Genomic DNA, 16210 nt, shown 5'->3' with positions numbered 1-16210 from the left:
TCACAGCCGGCCGACGACGAACGACGCTGCCTGCGCGGTCATTCCGTTCACGCCGTAGAGCGCGTGCGCGACCGACGGCTGACCGCCGGGAGTGCCGTCGCAGATCGTGTCGCCCTGGGCGCACAACTGGGTGGTCTTCGGCGCGTACAGCGGGCCGATCACGATGGGCGGTGCGCCGTAGCTGCGCAAGAACGGCTCCGACGGCGCGCCGAACAGCGTCACCGCCGCGACGTGTTCGGCGATCTCCGGTGCCAGCGGCTGCGGAATGTACGACGCGTATGCGGGCGGGATGTCAGCGGGAACCGACGCGGAGGTGGTGTAGCCGGCAACCGCCGCACCCTGGGAGAAGCCACCGAGCACGATGCGGGTGTCCGGGCAGTTGGCGGCAGTCGCCTGGATGTGGCTGCCGGCGTCCCTGATGCCGTCGACGACCGTTCGCGCGAAGTCGACGCCGCCGGAGAAGTTGTTGCTGGCCGGGTAGTTGACGGCGTAGACGTTGACCGTCCTCGGCGCCGCCTGGTTGCGCAGCGCGTCGACGAAGGACTGGCCGACGCCTCCGACGCCCGGAGCCTCCCCGGTACCTCGGGCGAACACCACCTCCACGTCCGCACACGGCTGGGCCGTTGCCGCCGGGGCCGGCGCTCCCACCAGCATCGCGGCCACGAAGGCCACCGCGGCCATCACAGCCGCCGCGCGGCCGGCCAAGTCTCTGCGCTCCATCGCACACTCCTTCTTCCGATCAGGAAGTGCTGTCATACCCCGAACTTTGCTGACGCAACCCGCGAACCCGCGGCCGTCACAACTGCTGAGCACGACCTCCCAGAAACGGGTATGCCCCGGTCATGACGGTCATCGGCTTCCACTGCTCGCACGAGCAGATCGACCCAGCCCAGCTACTGCGCGACGTCCAGCACGCCGAACAGGCCGGCTTCACCGCCGGCATGTCCTCCGACCACCTGAGTCCGTGGAGCGAGCGGCAGGGCGAGTCCGGATTCGCCTGGGCCTTCCTCGGCGCCGCACTCGCCACCACGAATCTGCCGTTCGGCGTGGTCAACGCTCCGGGGCAGCGCTATCACCCGGCGATCATCGCCCAGGGCATCGCCACGCTGGCGCAGATGTTCCCGGGGCGGTTCTGGGCGGCCCTCGGTTCCGGCGAGGCGTCCAACGAACGGGTCACCGGTGACGTCTGGCCACGTAAAGAGGTGCGCGACCAGCGCCTCGTCGAATGCGTCGACGTCATCCGGCGGCTGCTGCGCGGCGAGGAGGTCAGCCACGACGGCCTGGTGCACGTCAACCGTGCCCGGTTGTGGACGCTGCCCGACACCGTCCCCGATCTCGTCGGCCCGGCCGTCACGCCCGAGACCGCCGCCCGCCACGCCGCCTGGGCCGACGCGCTGATCACCGTCAACCAGGACAGCGAGACCCTGCGGCGGGTGCTCGACGCGTACCGCGACGCCGGCGGCCGGGGACCTGCCCGGCTGCAGATCCACCTGAGCTGGGCGCCCGACGAGGACACCGCGGAGGCCATCGCGCACGACCAGTGGCGCAGCAACGTGTTCCCGCCACCGGTCTGCTGGGACACCGAGTCCGTCGAGGCGTTCGACGCGATCGGCCAGGACGTCACCGTCGACCAGGTCAGGAAGTCGGTGAACATCTCCAGTGACCTCGGCAGGCACGCCGAGTGGCTGCACGGCTACCTCGAGCAGGGCTGGGACGAGCTGTACCTGCACTTCGTCGGCCAGCAGCAGACGCCGTTCATCGACGCGTTCGGCGAACACGTGCTGCCGCAGCTGTCCCCGACGGCCCCCGCACCGGCCGCCGAGGCGGCGAACGCATGAGGCGGGCCGACACCGGCGACCTCTGGTACAAGAACGCCGTCTTCTACTGCGCCGACATCGAGACCTTCTACGACTGGAACGGCGACGGCTGCGGTGACATCCGCGGAATGACCGAACGCGTCGAATACCTCGCCGATCTGGGTGTGACCTGCCTGTGGCTCATGCCCTTCTATCCCACCGGCCGCAAGGACGACGGCTACGACATCATCGACTTCCTGGGCGTCGATCCCCGCCTGGGGACACTCGGCGACTTCGTCGAGCTGGTCCGCACCGCCAAAGCGCACGGCATCCGGGTGATCATCGACTTCGTGATGAACCACACGTCCGATGCCCACCCCTGGTTCAAGTCAGCCCGCCGCAGCAAGGACGACTCCTACCGCGACTACTTCGTCTGGACCGACACCGAGCCGCCCGACACCTCGAAGGACGTCGTCTTCCCCGACCAGGAGGACAGCCTCTGGGAGCTCGACCCCAAGACCGGCGAGTGGTATCTGCACCACTTCTACAAGCACCAGCCCGACCTCAACATCGAGAATCCCAAGGTCCAGGAGGAGATCTCGCGCACCCTCGGCTTCTGGCTGCAGCTGGGGGTCTCGGGATTTCGCGTCGACGCCGTGCCGTTCCTGTTCGCGAAGGACGCCGTCCCAGGCCGGCCGGATCCGTTCGATCCCTTCGAATACCTGGGCGACGTCCGCAATTTCGTGAACCGCCGCGTTGGCGACGCCGTGCTGCTCGGCGAGGTCAACGTGCCCTACAAGGATCAGAAGGCGTTCTTCGGCGGTGCCGACGGCGACGGCCTGAACATGCAGTTCGACTTCATCGGCATGCAGGCGATCTTCCTGTCGCTCGCCCGGGCCGATGCCCGCCCGATCGCCAAGGCACTGCGGCAACGGCCGAAGCTCGACATCACCAGCCAGTGGGCGAACTTCGTGCGCAACCACGACGAACTCACCCTCGACAAGCTGAGCGACGACGAACGCCAGGAGGTGTTCGATGCGTTCGGGCCGGAGGAGGACATGCAGCTCTACGGCCGCGGGCTGCGCCGTCGGCTGCCCGCCATGCTCGGCGGTGATCAACGGCGGATGAAGATGGCCTACTCGCTGGCGTTCTCACTGCCCGGCACACCGGTGCTCTTCTATGGTGAAGAGATCGGGATGGCCGAGAATCTGGACGTCCCGGGACGATTCGCGGTGCGCACCCCGATGCAGTGGACCGGCGGGCCCAACGGGGGCTTCTCCCGCGCCGGCAAACGGCGCCTGCCGCGTCCACTACCCGACGGGATGTACGGTCCCGATCGCGTCAACGCCGCCGATCAGCGGCACGACCACGACTCGTTTTGGTGGTTCATGCGCAACCTCATCTACACCTACCGGCAGCAGCCCGAGATCGGCTGGTCGACTCCAGAGGTGCTCAAGCAGCCCCACACCGGAGTGCTGGCACACGTCTGCCGGGAGGCCGATTCGGACTGGTTGATGCTGGCGCTGCACAACTTCGGCGCGGACAGCTGCATGGTGCCCGTGCAGCTCGAGGACGAGGGCGGATGCCTGCTCGTGGACCTGCTGCACGGGCTCACCGAACATGAGCTCGACAGCAAGGGCCGCATCGAGATCGGCATGGAGCCCTACGGCTACCGGTGGTTGCGGCTGCGCCGCCCGGACGACGACCCGATCATCTAGGCGGGCGGACCGGCGGCCGTCGGCCGCGCCCCGACCACGAGCGCGGCTATCACCAGGACGATGCCGATGATCTCGGCGGCCGTCGGAATCTGTAGCAGCACAACGGCTCCGACCACCGCCGCCGTGGTGGGCAGCAATGACAGCAGGAGGGCGAACCGCGCGCGTCCCACCCGCGCGAGCACCAGCTGGTCCAGCACGTACGGAATCGCCGTGGACAGCACACCGATACCGGCGCCGACCAGCCACGTTCGCGCGTCGAGGAACACCGACGCGTCGGCCCACGCCTGGCCGGCGATGATCGCCGGCGCGATGACCACCGCCGCGATCGCCATGCCGACCGCGAGGGAGTCGAGGCCCTGTCCGGCGTCGGCCACGATCTTGCCCATGACGATGTAACCGGCCCACATCGCCGCCGACGCCAGCGCGAAGGCGACACCGAGCCAGGAGGCGTCGAACTGCACACCGGCCAGCAGGATCACGCCCGCGCACACGAGGACGACGGCGAAGACATCGCGCCGATGGCGGAAACCCAACGCTGCCACCAGGACCGGACCCAGGAATTCGATCGCCACCGCTGTGCCGAGTGGTATCCGCGCGATCGCCTCGTAGATGGCTAAGTTCATGCCCGCGGTGATCAGGCCGAAGCACCCCGCGGCGGCCAGGCCGCGCCGCGTCCACGGCAGTCGCCATGGGCGGCGCCACGCGCAGAGCAGCGCTGCCGCGGTCGCAACCCGGAGCCAGGCCACCGTCGACGGCTCGGTGGTGTCGAACAGGAAGACCCCGATGGCCGCCCCCAGGTACTGCGACACCGCGCCGACGACGAACAGCAGTGGCACCCAGGGCATGACGGCCCGGTCAGGTGACGCGCACGAGCTCGGCGACGAATCGCCGGCTCGCCACGACGTAGCAGGCGACCGCCGCGAGTTGCATCACCGGAACCACCAGCAGCAGCGCACGGCCGAGGGACATGACGCCGAGTTCGGCCGTCAGCGCATCACTGATGACGCCGGTGACGAACGGGCCCGCACTGCCCAGGATGGCGCCGAAGAACAGGAAGATCGCCGATGCGGTGGCACGCTGCTCGGGCGCCGCCAGTCGCTGGATCGCGGCGATCGACGGCGCCATGTAGGCGGTTCCGACGATGTAGCTCAACGCGATGCACCAGACCGCAGTCAGCCGGCTCTCCACCAGGAACGCCGCAACCGAGAAGGGCAGCAACGCTGCCGTCACCGCCGCGACCAGCCACAGCAGCCAGCGCGGGTCCCTGGCCGACAGCCGGTCGGCGACCCGGCCGACGAGCAGCAGACCCAGGATGCCCGACAGCCCACTGGCGATCCCGTAGTGCACCCCTACCTCGCCGAGCGACATGCCGTGCGTGCGGATCAGGAATGCAGGCGCGAAGGTGGTGAGCGCATAGCCCGCGACCGAGATGCAGGCGGCACCGGTGACGACGGCGATGAAACTGGGTTTGCGCAGCAGGCCCCAGGGCCGCGCCGGCCCCTGCCCCGGCCCGGCGGGCAGCGCGGGCATCGCCTGACGCCGGCCGAGCACGACGAGCACCAGCGGAGCGACGACGACGCTGATCGCGCCCATCACCACGAACGCGGTGCGCCAGCCCAGTGACTGCGCGAGCAGGCCGCCGCCGAGCAGGCTGGCCGCGCTGGCCAGCGGGATCGACAGGGTGATGACGGCCAGCGGTGCGGCACGGCGTTCCGGCGGGAAGTTGCGCGCCACATACGCGTGGGCGGCCGGGGTGCTGCCCGCCTCACCCACCGCGACGCCGATCCGGGTGAGCGCGAGTTGCACGCCGGACGTCACCGCCCCACCGAGCATCGTCATCGCGCCCCACAGCGTCAGACACGACGACACCACCAGCCCGAACGCACCGCGGTCGGCGATGCGGGCGATGAAGAGCCCGAGGACGGCGTAGACGGCGAGGAACCCGAACCCGTTGATCACGCCGATCGCGGTGTCGGACAGCGCGAGATCCTTCTTGATCGGTTCGGCGAGCACCGCGGGCAGGAAGCGGTCGGCGTAGTTCAGGGTGCCGACGACGGCCAGCAGCACCACGGCAACCCACGCGCGGCGAGGGGAATGACCGTCGACGCTCACCCGGCGAACGATATCGACGTCGCCGAGCAATTCGTCACGGCCACACCGGCCGGGAACGACGCGGGATCAGCGCCGGCGATGACGGCGTCGCGGTAGTAGGCGCGGGCCCGATCCGACGAGCACTCGACGTCGGCGTTCAGCACGCGGAACGACGCCGGGTCGGCGCCCGGAACGGGCTTGCCCATCCAGTACGCCCGGGTGTCGTCCTTCGCGTAGGGACCCTCCAGCGGACGGAACGTCGCGACGTCCGCGCCTGCGACCGCGTCGGCGAAGTAGTAGACCTGCCGCGCGTCCTGCGCGTAGGCGCCCTGCAACACGCGGAATGTCGCAGGCTCGGCGCCGGCGATGACGCCCCCGTTGACGTGCACTGCGGCACTGTCCTTGGTGAACAGGTAGGACCCGGTGTTCGAGATGATCGCGAAGTTGGCCGGATCCTCGGACAGGACGCGACCGTCGCTCCAGTACACCGCGCGGCCGTCGCGGGTCAGGTCGCCGTCGAGCAGGGCGAAGTGTGCGGGGTCGTCGCTGACGATGCGGTCGCGCCGGAAGACGTGCGACCGGTCCCTGGCGAAGTCCTGGCGGTCGAGCAGCTCGAAGCTGCCCGGGTCCGCCTCCTCGAGACGCCGGCCGTCGACGTAGACGCTGTCCCGGTCACGCGCGAAGGTCCGGTCGAGCGCCTGGAACGACGAGGCGTCGGCGCCGGCGATCTCGACCGCCTCACCGGGGAACGCCTCGAGGTAGAACACCGTGTCGTCGCGGACGTGGTAGCCCGCCGCGTCGAACAGCGAGTGCGGCGGCTTCCCGCTGCCGCAGGCCGCGACCATCAGGCCCAGCGTGACCACGCATGCCGCGGCGACCGGTCTGCGCATTCGATGATCGAAGCACCCCGCCGGCCGGCGCGTCGATCGATCCGCCCGACCGCCCGTGGTGCCGGCAGCACTCCGCTTTCGTTGGCAAAGATCAATCGGCCTACCCCGCAGCTGCGTTACTCCGTAATGGACCGGACGCTTTCCCTTCGCCAAAAAATAACACCGGCGTAACAAATGACGCTTTCGCTGGAGTGCCCGGATGCCACCTCGGGCGACGATTCCGTGCCGACATCACACAGAGGGCCGGATGATAGCGATGGCGAGGCATTCGCGCCGAATGTTCGCCAAAACAACGAAATCTGAGCCGGAGTGTCATTTCCGTCCGCGCCTCCCGTCACCGACGCCGCAGGCGCCGCGTCGCGCGGCCGCCGACCGGCACGCCTTGCGACGGTCTTGTAAGGGCTTTGAACTGGAGTTATAGCTCGCCGAGCCGAATGAGAGCATCGACGACATGGCGGAAGCGGCACCGATCCCCGGCAGCACTGCGCGCACTCTTACGTACACCAAGCTGTTCAACGAAAGGCGCCGTTTCGTTGCCACCAGCGCCGTCCGGCGCCCTCGCGCCTGTACGGTGCCTACATCACCGCTCTCCGCGCGCCGCACATCAGAACCCTGACCGCGCAATTGATCTTGTTTTCAAAGAAAATTTGCCAAGATCACAATTCGGCTTGTTCTTTAGCGCGCGTAGTCCACCGAAACGCGCTAAAGTCACGCGCGGGGGCAAACTTTTGACCGGAGGTGTCACCGCGTCGGCGTCGCCGGAGCGGTGATAGACGAGGAGGGGACCATGCGTCGACGTGCGGTATTGACCGGAGGGGCGGGATTCGTCGGCTCCCACCTGGCCGAGCGCCTTCTGGAACACGACATCGACGTCGTCTGTCTCGACAACTTCGTGACCGGAGCCCCGGAGAACGTCGCCCACCTCCAGGGACGCGACGGATTCCGCCTCCTCAAGGTCGACGTCTCCGACTACATCTCCGTCCCGGGACCCGTCGACTACGTGCTCCACTTCGCCTCGCCGGCATCGCCGGTCGACTACGCCGAACTGCCGATACAGACCATGAAGGCCGGTTCCGTCGGCACGCTGCACACGCTGGGTCTGGCGAAGGACAAGGGCGCACGCTACCTGCTGGCGTCGACCTCGGAGACCTACGGCGATCCGCTTGTCCACCCGCAGCCCGAAACATATTGGGGCAACGTCAATCCGGTCGGCCCGCGCGCCTGCTACGACGAGGCGAAGCGGTTCGCCGAGGCGTTGACCACGTCGTACCGGGTCAAGCACGGTGTGAACGCCGCGATCATGCGGATCTTCAACACCTACGGTCCCCGGATGCGGCCGCGCGACGGGCGGGCCATTCCCAACTTCGTCGGCCAGGCGCTGTCGAACACGCCGATCACCGTGCATGGCGACGGCAGTCAGACCCGTTCGGTGTGCTACGTCGACGACCTGGTCGACGGCGCCCTGCGGCTGCTGTTCTCGGACCTGTCGGGCCCGGTGAACGTCGGCAACCCGCATGAGATGACGGTGCTGGAGCTGGCGAACCTGGTCCGCGAACTCACCGGATCGCAGTCTCCGGTGGAGTTCACCGACCGCGGCCAGGACGACCCGTCCCAGCGACGGCCCGACATCGGACTGGCCCGCAGGGAGCTGGGGTGGGAGCCCAAGGTCGACGTCCGCGACGGTCTGCTGCAGACCATCGACTGGTTCCGTGACCGGGCCGACGAAAGATCACATGCCGGCTTCCCCGCGGCGCGACGCCCCATCCTCGAGGTCGAACAGGACCGGCCGCGGCACAAGGTCGCGGTGATCGGCACCGGCTACGTCGGCGCGGTCACCTCCATCTGTCTGGCGTCGCTGGGTCATGTGGTGACTGGGCTGGACGCGGATCCGGCGAGGGCCGGCCAGCTCAACGACGGTCAGGCGCCGTTCCACGAGCCGGGCCTGCCCGAGATGTTGACCGCGACCCTCGGCACCGGCCGGCTGAAATTCACCGACCAGCCGACCGAGGCGTTGACCGACGCGGATTTCGTCTTCCTCTGTGTGGGCACTCCGCTCGGCCGCGACGGGTCACCGGACCTGACGCAGCTCGAGAGCGCTATCCGGTCGCTCGCGCCGCATCTGCGTCCCGGCGTGGTGATCGTCAACAAGTCCACCGTGCCCGTCGGCTCCGGCAACTGGACCCGCACGATCCTCGAAGAAGCCCTGCCCGGCGGGCGGCAGACCTTCTTCCATGTCGTCTCCAACCCTGAGTTCCTGCGCGAGGGAAGCGCGATCGAGGACTTCCTGTACCCGGACCGGATCGTTCTCGGCGGCGATCCCTCCGACGTGAACCGGGTCGCCCAGCTCTACCAGCCGGTGGTCGACCAGTCCTTCGACGCCGGCCGCCGCAACCACCGGCCGACACTGATCACCACCGAGCTGGCCTCGGCGGAGATGATCAAGTACGCGGCCAATGCCTTCCTGGCGACGAAGATCAGCTTCGCCAACGAGATCTCGCAGCTGTGCGAGCTGGTCGGCGCAGATGTACGGGAGGTGCTTCCCGCCATCGGAGCCGACCGCCGGGTCGGCAACGCGTTCCTCAATCCCGGTGTCGGCTGGGGAGGTTCGTGCTTCGGCAAGGATGTCGCCGGCCTGATCTCGACGGGCCAGGAGTACGGCTATACGCCGTCCATGCTGTGCGCGACGGTCGAGATCAACCAGGCACAGCGCGCGACGGCGGTGCGCAAGCTGCAGCGGGAGCTGCACGTGCTCAAGGGCCGCCGAATCGCACTGCTCGGGCTGACCTTCAAGCCGGGGACCGACGATCTGCGCGATGCACCGGCATTGGACGTGGCCAAGCGGCTGCTGGCCGCCGGAGCGGTGATCTCGGCGTTCGACCCCGTGGTCAAGTCGCTGCCGGACGAGTACGCGGCGATCCGACTTGCCAGCGACCCCTACGACGCGGCCGACCGGGTGGACGCGTTGATCCTGATGACCGACTGGCCGGAGTTCCGCTTCATCGATGCCGCCGCGTTGCGACGCGTCATGCGCGGCGACCTGGTCGTCGACGGCCGCAACTTCCTGCCGCAAGCCGCTTTCGTCGGTTCCGGCCTTCGCCTCATCGGCTTCGGCTGGTGACCGCACAACAACTCAACTCCGCCACCACACTCCCGAAAGTTTCCAGGAGTCATCATGACCAGTGAGGCCATTCTCGCCAGTCGAACCACATCACCCGCCATGCCGGTGCCTGCCGACATCGCCCCGCCCTCGGCTGTGCTGCCGCTCAACAACACCCGGCCGGCGCCCGCAGCCCCCGAACTGGGTCAGCGTCACCGCTACCTGTTGCGGATCGCCGACGTGGTGGCGCTGACCGCGTCCGCCGCGCTCGGCGCGACGGCGCTCAATCTCGTCAGCCCGGTCAGGGCCGGCAACCTCGGCCTGCGCGACCTCGTCGTCACCGTGCTGGCGATGGTGGTGGCCCTGCACCTGCACGGGCTGTACCGCAGGCCCGCATCGCGATTGCGGCCGAGCGGCTGGTGGCGGCCGACGGTGATCGCCCGCTGCCTGCCGACGGCGGCGCTGCTCGCGCTCGGCGCCGACGCCCTGCTGTTCCACGGTGGCCGGATGACATTGACCTCGGCAGTGGCGATGACACTGCCCGCCGTCGCCCTGGTGCCGTTCGGACGAGGGCTGATGGTCCGGATGTTCGACACGCCGACCGTCACCCGGATCGTGGTGGTCGGCACGGGACCGATATCCGACCGGCTGACCGCGCGACTCAGCAGATGCGCCGACACGATCGTGGTCGGTCACGTCGACGACAACCCGGCACGGGGTTCGTCGGTGCTCGGCGGCCTGTCCGATCTGCCCGATGTCTGTGCGGACCACCGCGCGGACCGCGTCATCGTCGCCTTCCCGAACGCGACCGACCAGGACACGCTCGACGCGCTCCGGCTGCTGCTGGGACAGGTGCCGGTGTCGGTGATCCCCCGCTTCTTCGAACTGCACAACTGGCGCAGTGAGGTCGAGGAGCTGCACGGGCTCGCTCTCATGCACGTGCCCGCCGCGTCGCTGGGGCTCAGCGCCCGGACTCTCAAGCGGGCCATGGACATCACGCTGGCGTCCTGCGCGCTGGCCGTGGTGGCGCCGATCTGGCTGGTCATCGCGGTGGCCATCCGGCTGGACAGCCCGGGACCGGTCTTCTTCCGGCAGGAACGGATCGGACGGGCCGGGAAGCCGTTCCAGATCTTCAAGTTCCGCACGATGACCGACGGCGCAGCAGCACAACTCGACGCCGTCGCGCAGCACAACAAGGTGGACGGCCCGCTGTTCAAGGCGGAGCACGACCCCAGGGTCACCCGCGTCGGCGGACTGTTGCGCCGCACCAGCCTCGACGAACTGCCTCAGTTCCTCAACGTGGTGCTCGGTGACATGTCGCTGGTCGGCCCGCGGCCGCTGCCCACCGACATGGCCGACGGACTCGACGGCGCCGCGCTGACCCGCCTCGACGTGTGCCCCGGCATCACCGGGCTGTGGCAGGTCTGCGGTCGCAGCGACCTCAACTACGCCGATCTGCAGCACCTCGACTCGGTGTACGTCCGGTCGTGGTCGCTGCTGTGGGACCTGCGGATCATGCTGCAGACGCCGCGCGTCGTCTTCGAGCGCAAGGGTGCTTACTAGATGACACAGGTCGCCAGGGTCGAGTCGGCCCCGGACCAGCCCAAGGTCCGCGCCGGCTATCGGCCCGACATCGAGGGGCTGCGGGCGGTCGCGATCATCCTGGTGCTGCTCGCCCACGCCGGAGTGAGCCGGCTCGAGGGAGGCTACGTCGGCGTCGACGTCTTCTTCGTGATCTCCGGCTTCCTCATCACCCAGATGCTCGTCCGCGAGGTCCGCTCCACCGGGCGGCTCCGTGTGCGCCGCTTCTACGCCCGCCGGGCCCGGCGTCTGCTGCCCGCATCGGCGGTCACGCTGGTGGCGTCGGCACTCCTGGCATGGTTGTTCCTGCCCCAGAACCGCTGGGTGAACACCGCTTACGACATCATGTTCAGCGCGGTGTACGCGATCAACTGGCGATTCGCCGAAGAGAGCGTCAATTACATGCGGGCCGATGCCGCTCCGAGCATCGTGCAGCATTTCTGGTCGCTCGCCGTGGAGGAACAGTTCTACATCCTGTGGCCGTGCCTGCTGATCGCGGCGGCGTTCTTCGCCCGGTTGGCTCATCGTCGCAGCCTCAACGGCGCAATGCTGTGCGCACTTGCGCTCGTGGGTCTGCCGTCGCTGGCATGGTCCATCTACTACACCGAGACGAGCCCCGACAGAGCATATTTCGTGTCCACCACCCGGGTGTGGGAGCTCGCGCTCGGGGCGGCGGTGGCGATACTGGCGGTCAACGGACGAAACCTCCCGCGGGGCCTCGCCGTACTGGCCGGGTGGGCGGGCATCGCTGCGATCGTCGCGGCGGGCGTCTTGTTCACCACGGAGACCCCGTTCCCCGGTTACTGGGCCTTGGTCCCAACGCTGGGTACCGCGGCCGTCATCGTCGCGGGTCTCTCCGCCGAGGGCAGGAGAACAGGGTCCGTCGGCTGGATCCTGTCCACCGGCCCGATGGAAACGGTCGGCCGCCTGTCGTACTCGCTGTACCTGTGCCATTGGCCGATCATCGTCGTGGCCACCGCCGCGCTGGGAACACTCGACACCGTCACGGGACTGATCGCGGTGTCCGCGGCCTTCATCCCTGCTTATCTCCTGCACCACCACGTCGAGAATCCGATCCGGTTCTCCCAGGCGGGATTGCAGTATTCGGGCCCGATGCTGAAGCTCGCCGCCGTCACCACGGTCGTCTCGTTGACCGCTGGAATGGCTCTCTACATCGCGAACTGGCCCCCCGCACCCCCGTTCGTGCCGCCCGCGATCACGGTGATGAACGGCGCCGGCACGACGAGTCCCGTCAGCCAGACCGGCGGCACACAGAACGAACAGCCGGTCGACAAGTCGAATCCTAATGCGATCCTCGGCGCTTCCCTGCTCCGCGATGATCCGCTCAACGATCCCAACGGGGCGCCGAAGGACAAGTCCGCTCACATCGTCCCCGATCCCCTGGTGGCGAACGAGGACTACACCCAGTGCACTCAGGTGATCGAGAGCGCTGAGGTGCGCTCATGCGCATACGGGAAACAGGACTCCGATGTCATCGTCGCCGTCGTGGGCGACTCGCACGCCAATCAGTGGGTGCCCGGACTGGCCAAGGTCGCCGAGAAGAAGGGCTGGGCGTTGGTGGAGTACACCAAGGCCGCATGCTCGTTCAGCGACGTCCCGGTGGCCACCAAGGACCAGAAGCCCTATCCCTCGTGCAACGAGTGGAGCGCGGCGGTGCTCGACCAGCTGATCAAGGAAAAGCCGACGATGGTGATCACCTCTCAGTCCTCCAAGGGCGTGTTCGTCAACGGTGAGCTCCGGTACGACCCTGTGGGACGCAGTGCGCTCGCAGCGGGCCTGCGGCGGTCCTACGAGGCGCTCACGAAGGCGGGGATACCGGTCCTGGTGATCCAGGACAGCCCCGCACCCACCCAGGACATCCCGGACTGCGTGGAGGCCAACGCCGACGAACTCACCGCCTGCGCCGCCGATCGCGCCGTGATGGTCCCCGACGACCACGGCTCCGACCAGATGGAGGCGGTCCAGGGGCTGGGCAATGTCCGCGTCGTCGACTTCAACGATGCGATCTGCCCGACCGACAAGTGCGCGGCAGTGATCGGCAATGTGCTCCTCTACCGAGACAACAGTCATATGACCGGGACGTACGTGCGCACGCTCGTGCCGTTCCTCGACAAGCGGATATCGCTGCCGCAATGAACGTCCTGACCTTGCCGCCCAGCAGTCAGCCCGACAGCTCCTGCCTCTTTTTCGGGGCGGGCAACTGGGGCCGCAATGTCATCACGGCGTTCACCGCGTGCGGCGCCACCGCGAGCGGGTTCGCGGTGACCGGGACCGCGTCGACCCTGACGTGGCTGTCCACCGCCCATCCCGGGGTGCCGGTGTCGACCGACCCCCGGCAACTACTGGCCACCGACGATGCCCCCACCGTGGTGATCACGACGCCGAAGGAGACGCATGTCGCCCTGGCGGAGCTGGCACTCTCCGACGGCAGACACGTGTTCGTCGAGAAACCGATGGCGCTCGATCCCGCCGACGGCCGGCGCTTGACCGCAATGGCGGAGAACCGTGGGCTGGCGCTCTTCACCGGGTTCACCTACCTCTACCACCCGGCCGTCGAGCGGTTGCGCGCCGCCGTCGGCCCGGATGACGTTGCGGCGCTGCGGTTCGCGTGGCACCGCCCGGCACTCGAAGGCCCGGTCGAGTGGGAGTTGCTCCCGCACGACGTGGCATTGGCCATCACGCTCACCGATGAGATCCCGCACGCGATCTGCGTGTCCGGCGGTGGAGACACCGCCCGATGCTGGTGGACCACGTCCCGCGGGGCCACCGTGTCGATAGAGCTGACGGGCTCAGGCCCGGGGCCGAAACGCAAGCAGCTGGCGTTGACGACCGCATCGGGTGAGTCCTGGGAGTGGTCCGACCACCGGCTGCGGCAGACGCCGGACGGGAACCGGCCACCCGGTGCGGACCCGGTCGACGCACAGTTCGCACCGAACCTGCCCCTTCTCCGCGAGGTGGATTGGTTCCTCGACCATCGCACCGACCGTCGCGCGATGCGCACCGACATGGCGCTGTCCGTCGCCGTCACCGATCTCATCAATCGCGCGTTAACCACCCGACAGGAGCGTCCCGCATGATCTCCAAACCCATCACATTCGGCCGTGTCGCGGTCGTCGGCGCCGGCGTGTTCGGCGTATCCGCCGCTGTGCGGTTGGCTGAAGACGGCTGGGAGGTGGACGTTTTCGAGGCGCAGCGCTCCATCATGAACGGGGCGACCGGCAACAACGTCTTTCGGCTGCACCGCGGTTACCACTATCCGCGCAGCCTCGACACCGCGCTGGAGACCAAGGAGAGTGTGACGTCGTTCCTCGCGGAATACGGGGCGGCGGTCATCGATTCCGAGCAGCACCTCTACGCGGTGAGCCGCGTCGGCAGCAGGGTCACCGGCCAGGAATTCCTCGACCACTGCACCAGGGCGGGCCTGGAGTTCGAAGTGGTGAAGTCGCCGTTGTTGCGCGAGGACACCACGGAACTCGTCATCAGGGCAACCGAGTCGCGAATGGATCCGGTGCAGCTGAAGAACATCGGGTTGCGCCGGCTGGCGGAGTCAGGCGTGCGGCTGTACGGCGGGGTCGAGGCCGGCCCCGATGTGGTGGACCACTACGACTACGTGGTGCTGTGTGGCAACGCCCGCTCGAATGCGCTGATGCGGGCATGGGGCATCACACCACCCCGCCGTCAATTCGAGGTGTGCGAGGTCGCCATCATGAAGGGTGCGGCGTTGGGCGACACCGACATCGTCGTGATGGACGGACCGTTCAACTCGCTGTCCCCCTACGGCCGCCGAGAAGACCTGCACATCCTCTACGACGTCGAACACAGCGTGCATCACCGGTCGATCTCGGAGTCCTTCGAGCCGCCCGAGGCGTATCGCGACCTGCTGACGAATCCGTGCGGAGAGCCCTCGGCGCTCACCGCTTTCGATGCGATGCGCGAGACCGCCAGCAGGTTCGTCAACGGGCTCGACGACGCCGAGTACTGCGGCTCGCTGTGGAGTGTGCGTACCGTCCTGGCCGACGTCGACGCCACCGACGCGCGCCCGACGATCGTCAACTGGGTGGCGCCGACGGTCATGACGCTGTTCTCAGGCAAGCTCGTCACCGCCGTCACCGCGGCCGACACCGTGGTCGACGAGATGCGTTGCAAGCTGATGGAAGCGCCGCACTCCCTGGCCGCGGTCTGAGAACTCGCTACGGGGCGGTCACGCGCAAGCCGTCGTGCCAGACGATCTGCGTCCCGGAGCTCCCCGCATCCCGGTACACCCCTTGTTTGAGATAGGCGGGTCGATCGCTCAGCGTCGGGCGGCTGTGCCGGGGCACGGCCAACACCCCGTCCTGCCAGACCTCCACGAAACCGACTGCGGGATCAGCGGAGAACTTGACGTGCAGGACGTAGTCCGTCCACACGCCCGGCCGCACCGGCCCGATCGAGCGCCGGTAGGGAATCGACGGACCGTCACCCCCGAGTTCGAGCGTGTTCGCCTTGGACACCTGCAGGGTGAGCGGCGGCGATGAATCGTCGCTCGGCAGCCATTGCATGAGCACGAACCAGCTGTCGCTGCCGTCCCGCGGATTCTGGAACGTCTCGTCGAATTTCACCGACAATTCGTAGAACCGCTCATCGCCCTCCGCGACGGCGGCACCCCTGGTCCGACCGTCGTCGGTGCGCACCTCTGCGCGCTCGCCTCCACCGAACGGCGGGACGTCGCCGTCGCGCACCTCGAACCGAGCCGCACTCGGGTGGCCCGGCCCACCGTCACGGACGCATGCGCTGTACCCGCAGTACTCGCCCGGCGGCTCGTTCCAGTCACGGACATGAAGTGTGGCCCACTGGCTGAGGTCACCGGTGTCGTAATCGCCGGTGAACACCACACGAGACCCCGCGGGCACCAGGCATGCGTCGGCGGCGTCGCGGGGAGTCGCGCACAGCGGCGACGCGGGGGCAGGCGCCGCCGCGCAGCCGGCGGCGAGCCAGGAAAAGCAGATGACGGCTGAGACGATGGCCGCGCTACGCATG

At 68.2% G+C, this 16210-nt stretch carries 12 protein-coding genes; 7 read left to right on the top strand and 5 right to left on the bottom strand.

Features of this window, described 5'->3' with window-relative positions:
* Positions 1 to 720, bottom strand: coding sequence for a cutinase family protein (locus Q2100_RS01210; protein ID WP_407667556.1), 720 nt, complete (start codon positions 718 to 720; stop codon positions 1 to 3).
* A gap of 122 nt (positions 721 to 842) precedes the next feature.
* On the opposite strand from Q2100_RS01210, the gene Q2100_RS01205 reads away from it, so the two are divergent.
* Both Q2100_RS01205 and Q2100_RS01200 read left to right on the top strand, forming a co-directional pair.
* Positions 843 to 1838, top strand: a complete 996-nt coding sequence (locus tag Q2100_RS01205; protein WP_302912507.1) for a TIGR03885 family FMN-dependent LLM class oxidoreductase — start codon at positions 843 to 845, stop codon at positions 1836 to 1838.
* Positions 1835 to 3514, top strand: a complete 1680-nt coding sequence (locus Q2100_RS01200; protein ID WP_302912506.1) for an alpha-amylase family protein — start codon at positions 1835 to 1837, stop codon at positions 3512 to 3514. The genes Q2100_RS01205 and Q2100_RS01200 overlap by 4 nt, the downstream gene beginning before the upstream one ends.
* On the opposite strand, the gene Q2100_RS01195 is transcribed toward Q2100_RS01200, so the two are convergent.
* Genes Q2100_RS01195 through Q2100_RS01185 form a run of 3 tightly spaced genes read right to left on the bottom strand, consistent with a single transcriptional unit; the run spans position 3511 to position 6495 of the window.
* Positions 3511 to 4359, bottom strand: coding sequence for an EamA family transporter (locus Q2100_RS01195; RefSeq protein WP_302912505.1), 849 nt, complete (start codon positions 4357 to 4359; stop codon positions 3511 to 3513). The genes Q2100_RS01200 and Q2100_RS01195 overlap by 4 nt on opposite strands.
* Before the next feature lie 10 nt (positions 4360 to 4369).
* Positions 4370 to 5626 (bottom strand): spinster family MFS transporter, encoded by a 1257-nt coding sequence (locus tag Q2100_RS01190; protein ID WP_302912504.1) that lies wholly within the window; start codon positions 5624 to 5626, stop codon positions 4370 to 4372.
* A complete protein-coding gene (locus tag Q2100_RS01185) occupies positions 5623 to 6495 on the bottom strand; it encodes a DKNYY domain-containing protein (protein WP_302912503.1) in 873 nt (290 codons plus the stop codon). Before Q2100_RS01185 ends, Q2100_RS01190 begins: the two co-directional genes overlap by 4 nt.
* Before the next feature lie 787 nt (positions 6496 to 7282).
* Between Q2100_RS01185 and Q2100_RS01180 the strand changes: the two genes are divergently transcribed.
* The 5 genes from Q2100_RS01180 to Q2100_RS01160 are packed head-to-tail and all read left to right on the top strand — an operon-like array spanning position 7283 to position 15377.
* On the top strand, positions 7283 to 9613 hold the full coding sequence (locus Q2100_RS01180) for a UDP-glucuronate decarboxylase (protein WP_302912502.1): 2331 nt from the start codon (positions 7283 to 7285) through the stop codon (positions 9611 to 9613).
* A gap of 54 nt (positions 9614 to 9667) precedes the next feature.
* A complete protein-coding gene (locus Q2100_RS01175; protein ID WP_302912501.1) occupies positions 9668 to 11155 on the top strand; it encodes a sugar transferase in 1488 nt (495 codons plus the stop codon).
* Complete coding sequence (locus tag Q2100_RS01170) at positions 11156 to 13330, top strand: acyltransferase family protein (protein WP_302912500.1); 2175 nt, start codon at positions 11156 to 11158, stop codon at positions 13328 to 13330. It begins immediately after the preceding gene.
* Positions 13327 to 14271 carry a Gfo/Idh/MocA family protein gene (locus Q2100_RS01165; protein ID WP_302912499.1) on the top strand — a complete coding sequence of 315 codons (945 nt, stop codon included), beginning with the start codon at positions 13327 to 13329 and terminating at the stop codon, positions 14269 to 14271. Before Q2100_RS01170 ends, Q2100_RS01165 begins: the two co-directional genes overlap by 4 nt.
* Complete coding sequence (locus Q2100_RS01160) at positions 14268 to 15377, top strand: FAD-dependent oxidoreductase (RefSeq protein WP_264014023.1); 1110 nt, start codon at positions 14268 to 14270, stop codon at positions 15375 to 15377. Before Q2100_RS01165 ends, Q2100_RS01160 begins: the two co-directional genes overlap by 4 nt.
* Before the next feature lie 7 nt (positions 15378 to 15384).
* On the opposite strand, the gene Q2100_RS01155 is transcribed toward Q2100_RS01160, so the two are convergent.
* Positions 15385 to 16209, bottom strand: a complete 825-nt coding sequence (locus Q2100_RS01155; protein WP_302912498.1) for a polysaccharide lyase family 20 protein — start codon at positions 16207 to 16209, stop codon at positions 15385 to 15387.
* Between the last annotated feature and the right edge of the window lies 1 nt (position 16210).

This window comes from Mycolicibacterium arseniciresistens, from assembly GCF_030519285.1.
GTDB lineage: Bacteria > Actinomycetota > Actinomycetes > Mycobacteriales > Mycobacteriaceae > Mycobacterium > Mycobacterium arseniciresistens.
The sequence above is the reverse complement of the archived record's forward strand: the minus strand, read 5'-3'. Positions and strand labels throughout refer to the sequence as shown.

What these genes read in the sequence shown, in the direction of transcription:
- Q2100_RS01210 (WP_407667556.1), bottom strand. Translation starts at nt 720, where the DNA reads ATGGAGCGCAGAGACTTGGCCGGCCGCGCGGCGGCTGTGATGGCCGCG.
- Q2100_RS01155 (WP_302912498.1), bottom strand. Translation starts at nt 16,209, where the DNA reads ATGCGTAGCGCGGCCATCGTCTCAGCCGTCATCTGCTTTTCCTGGCTC.
- Q2100_RS01170 (WP_302912500.1), top strand. Translation starts at nt 11,156, where the DNA reads ATGACACAGGTCGCCAGGGTCGAGTCGGCCCCGGACCAGCCCAAGGTC.
- Q2100_RS01175 (WP_302912501.1), top strand. Translation starts at nt 9,668, where the DNA reads ATGACCAGTGAGGCCATTCTCGCCAGTCGAACCACATCACCCGCCATG.
- Q2100_RS01165 (WP_302912499.1), top strand. Translation starts at nt 13,327, where the DNA reads ATGAACGTCCTGACCTTGCCGCCCAGCAGTCAGCCCGACAGCTCCTGC.
- Q2100_RS01205 (WP_302912507.1), top strand. Translation starts at nt 843, where the DNA reads ATGACGGTCATCGGCTTCCACTGCTCGCACGAGCAGATCGACCCAGCC.
- Q2100_RS01200 (WP_302912506.1), top strand. Translation starts at nt 1,835, where the DNA reads ATGAGGCGGGCCGACACCGGCGACCTCTGGTACAAGAACGCCGTCTTC.
- Q2100_RS01180 (WP_302912502.1), top strand. Translation starts at nt 7,283, where the DNA reads ATGCGTCGACGTGCGGTATTGACCGGAGGGGCGGGATTCGTCGGCTCC.
- Q2100_RS01195 (WP_302912505.1), bottom strand. Translation starts at nt 4,359, where the DNA reads ATGCCCTGGGTGCCACTGCTGTTCGTCGTCGGCGCGGTGTCGCAGTAC.
- Q2100_RS01160 (WP_264014023.1), top strand. Translation starts at nt 14,268, where the DNA reads ATGATCTCCAAACCCATCACATTCGGCCGTGTCGCGGTCGTCGGCGCC.
- Q2100_RS01185 (WP_302912503.1), bottom strand. Translation starts at nt 6,495, where the DNA reads ATGCGCAGACCGGTCGCCGCGGCATGCGTGGTCACGCTGGGCCTGATG.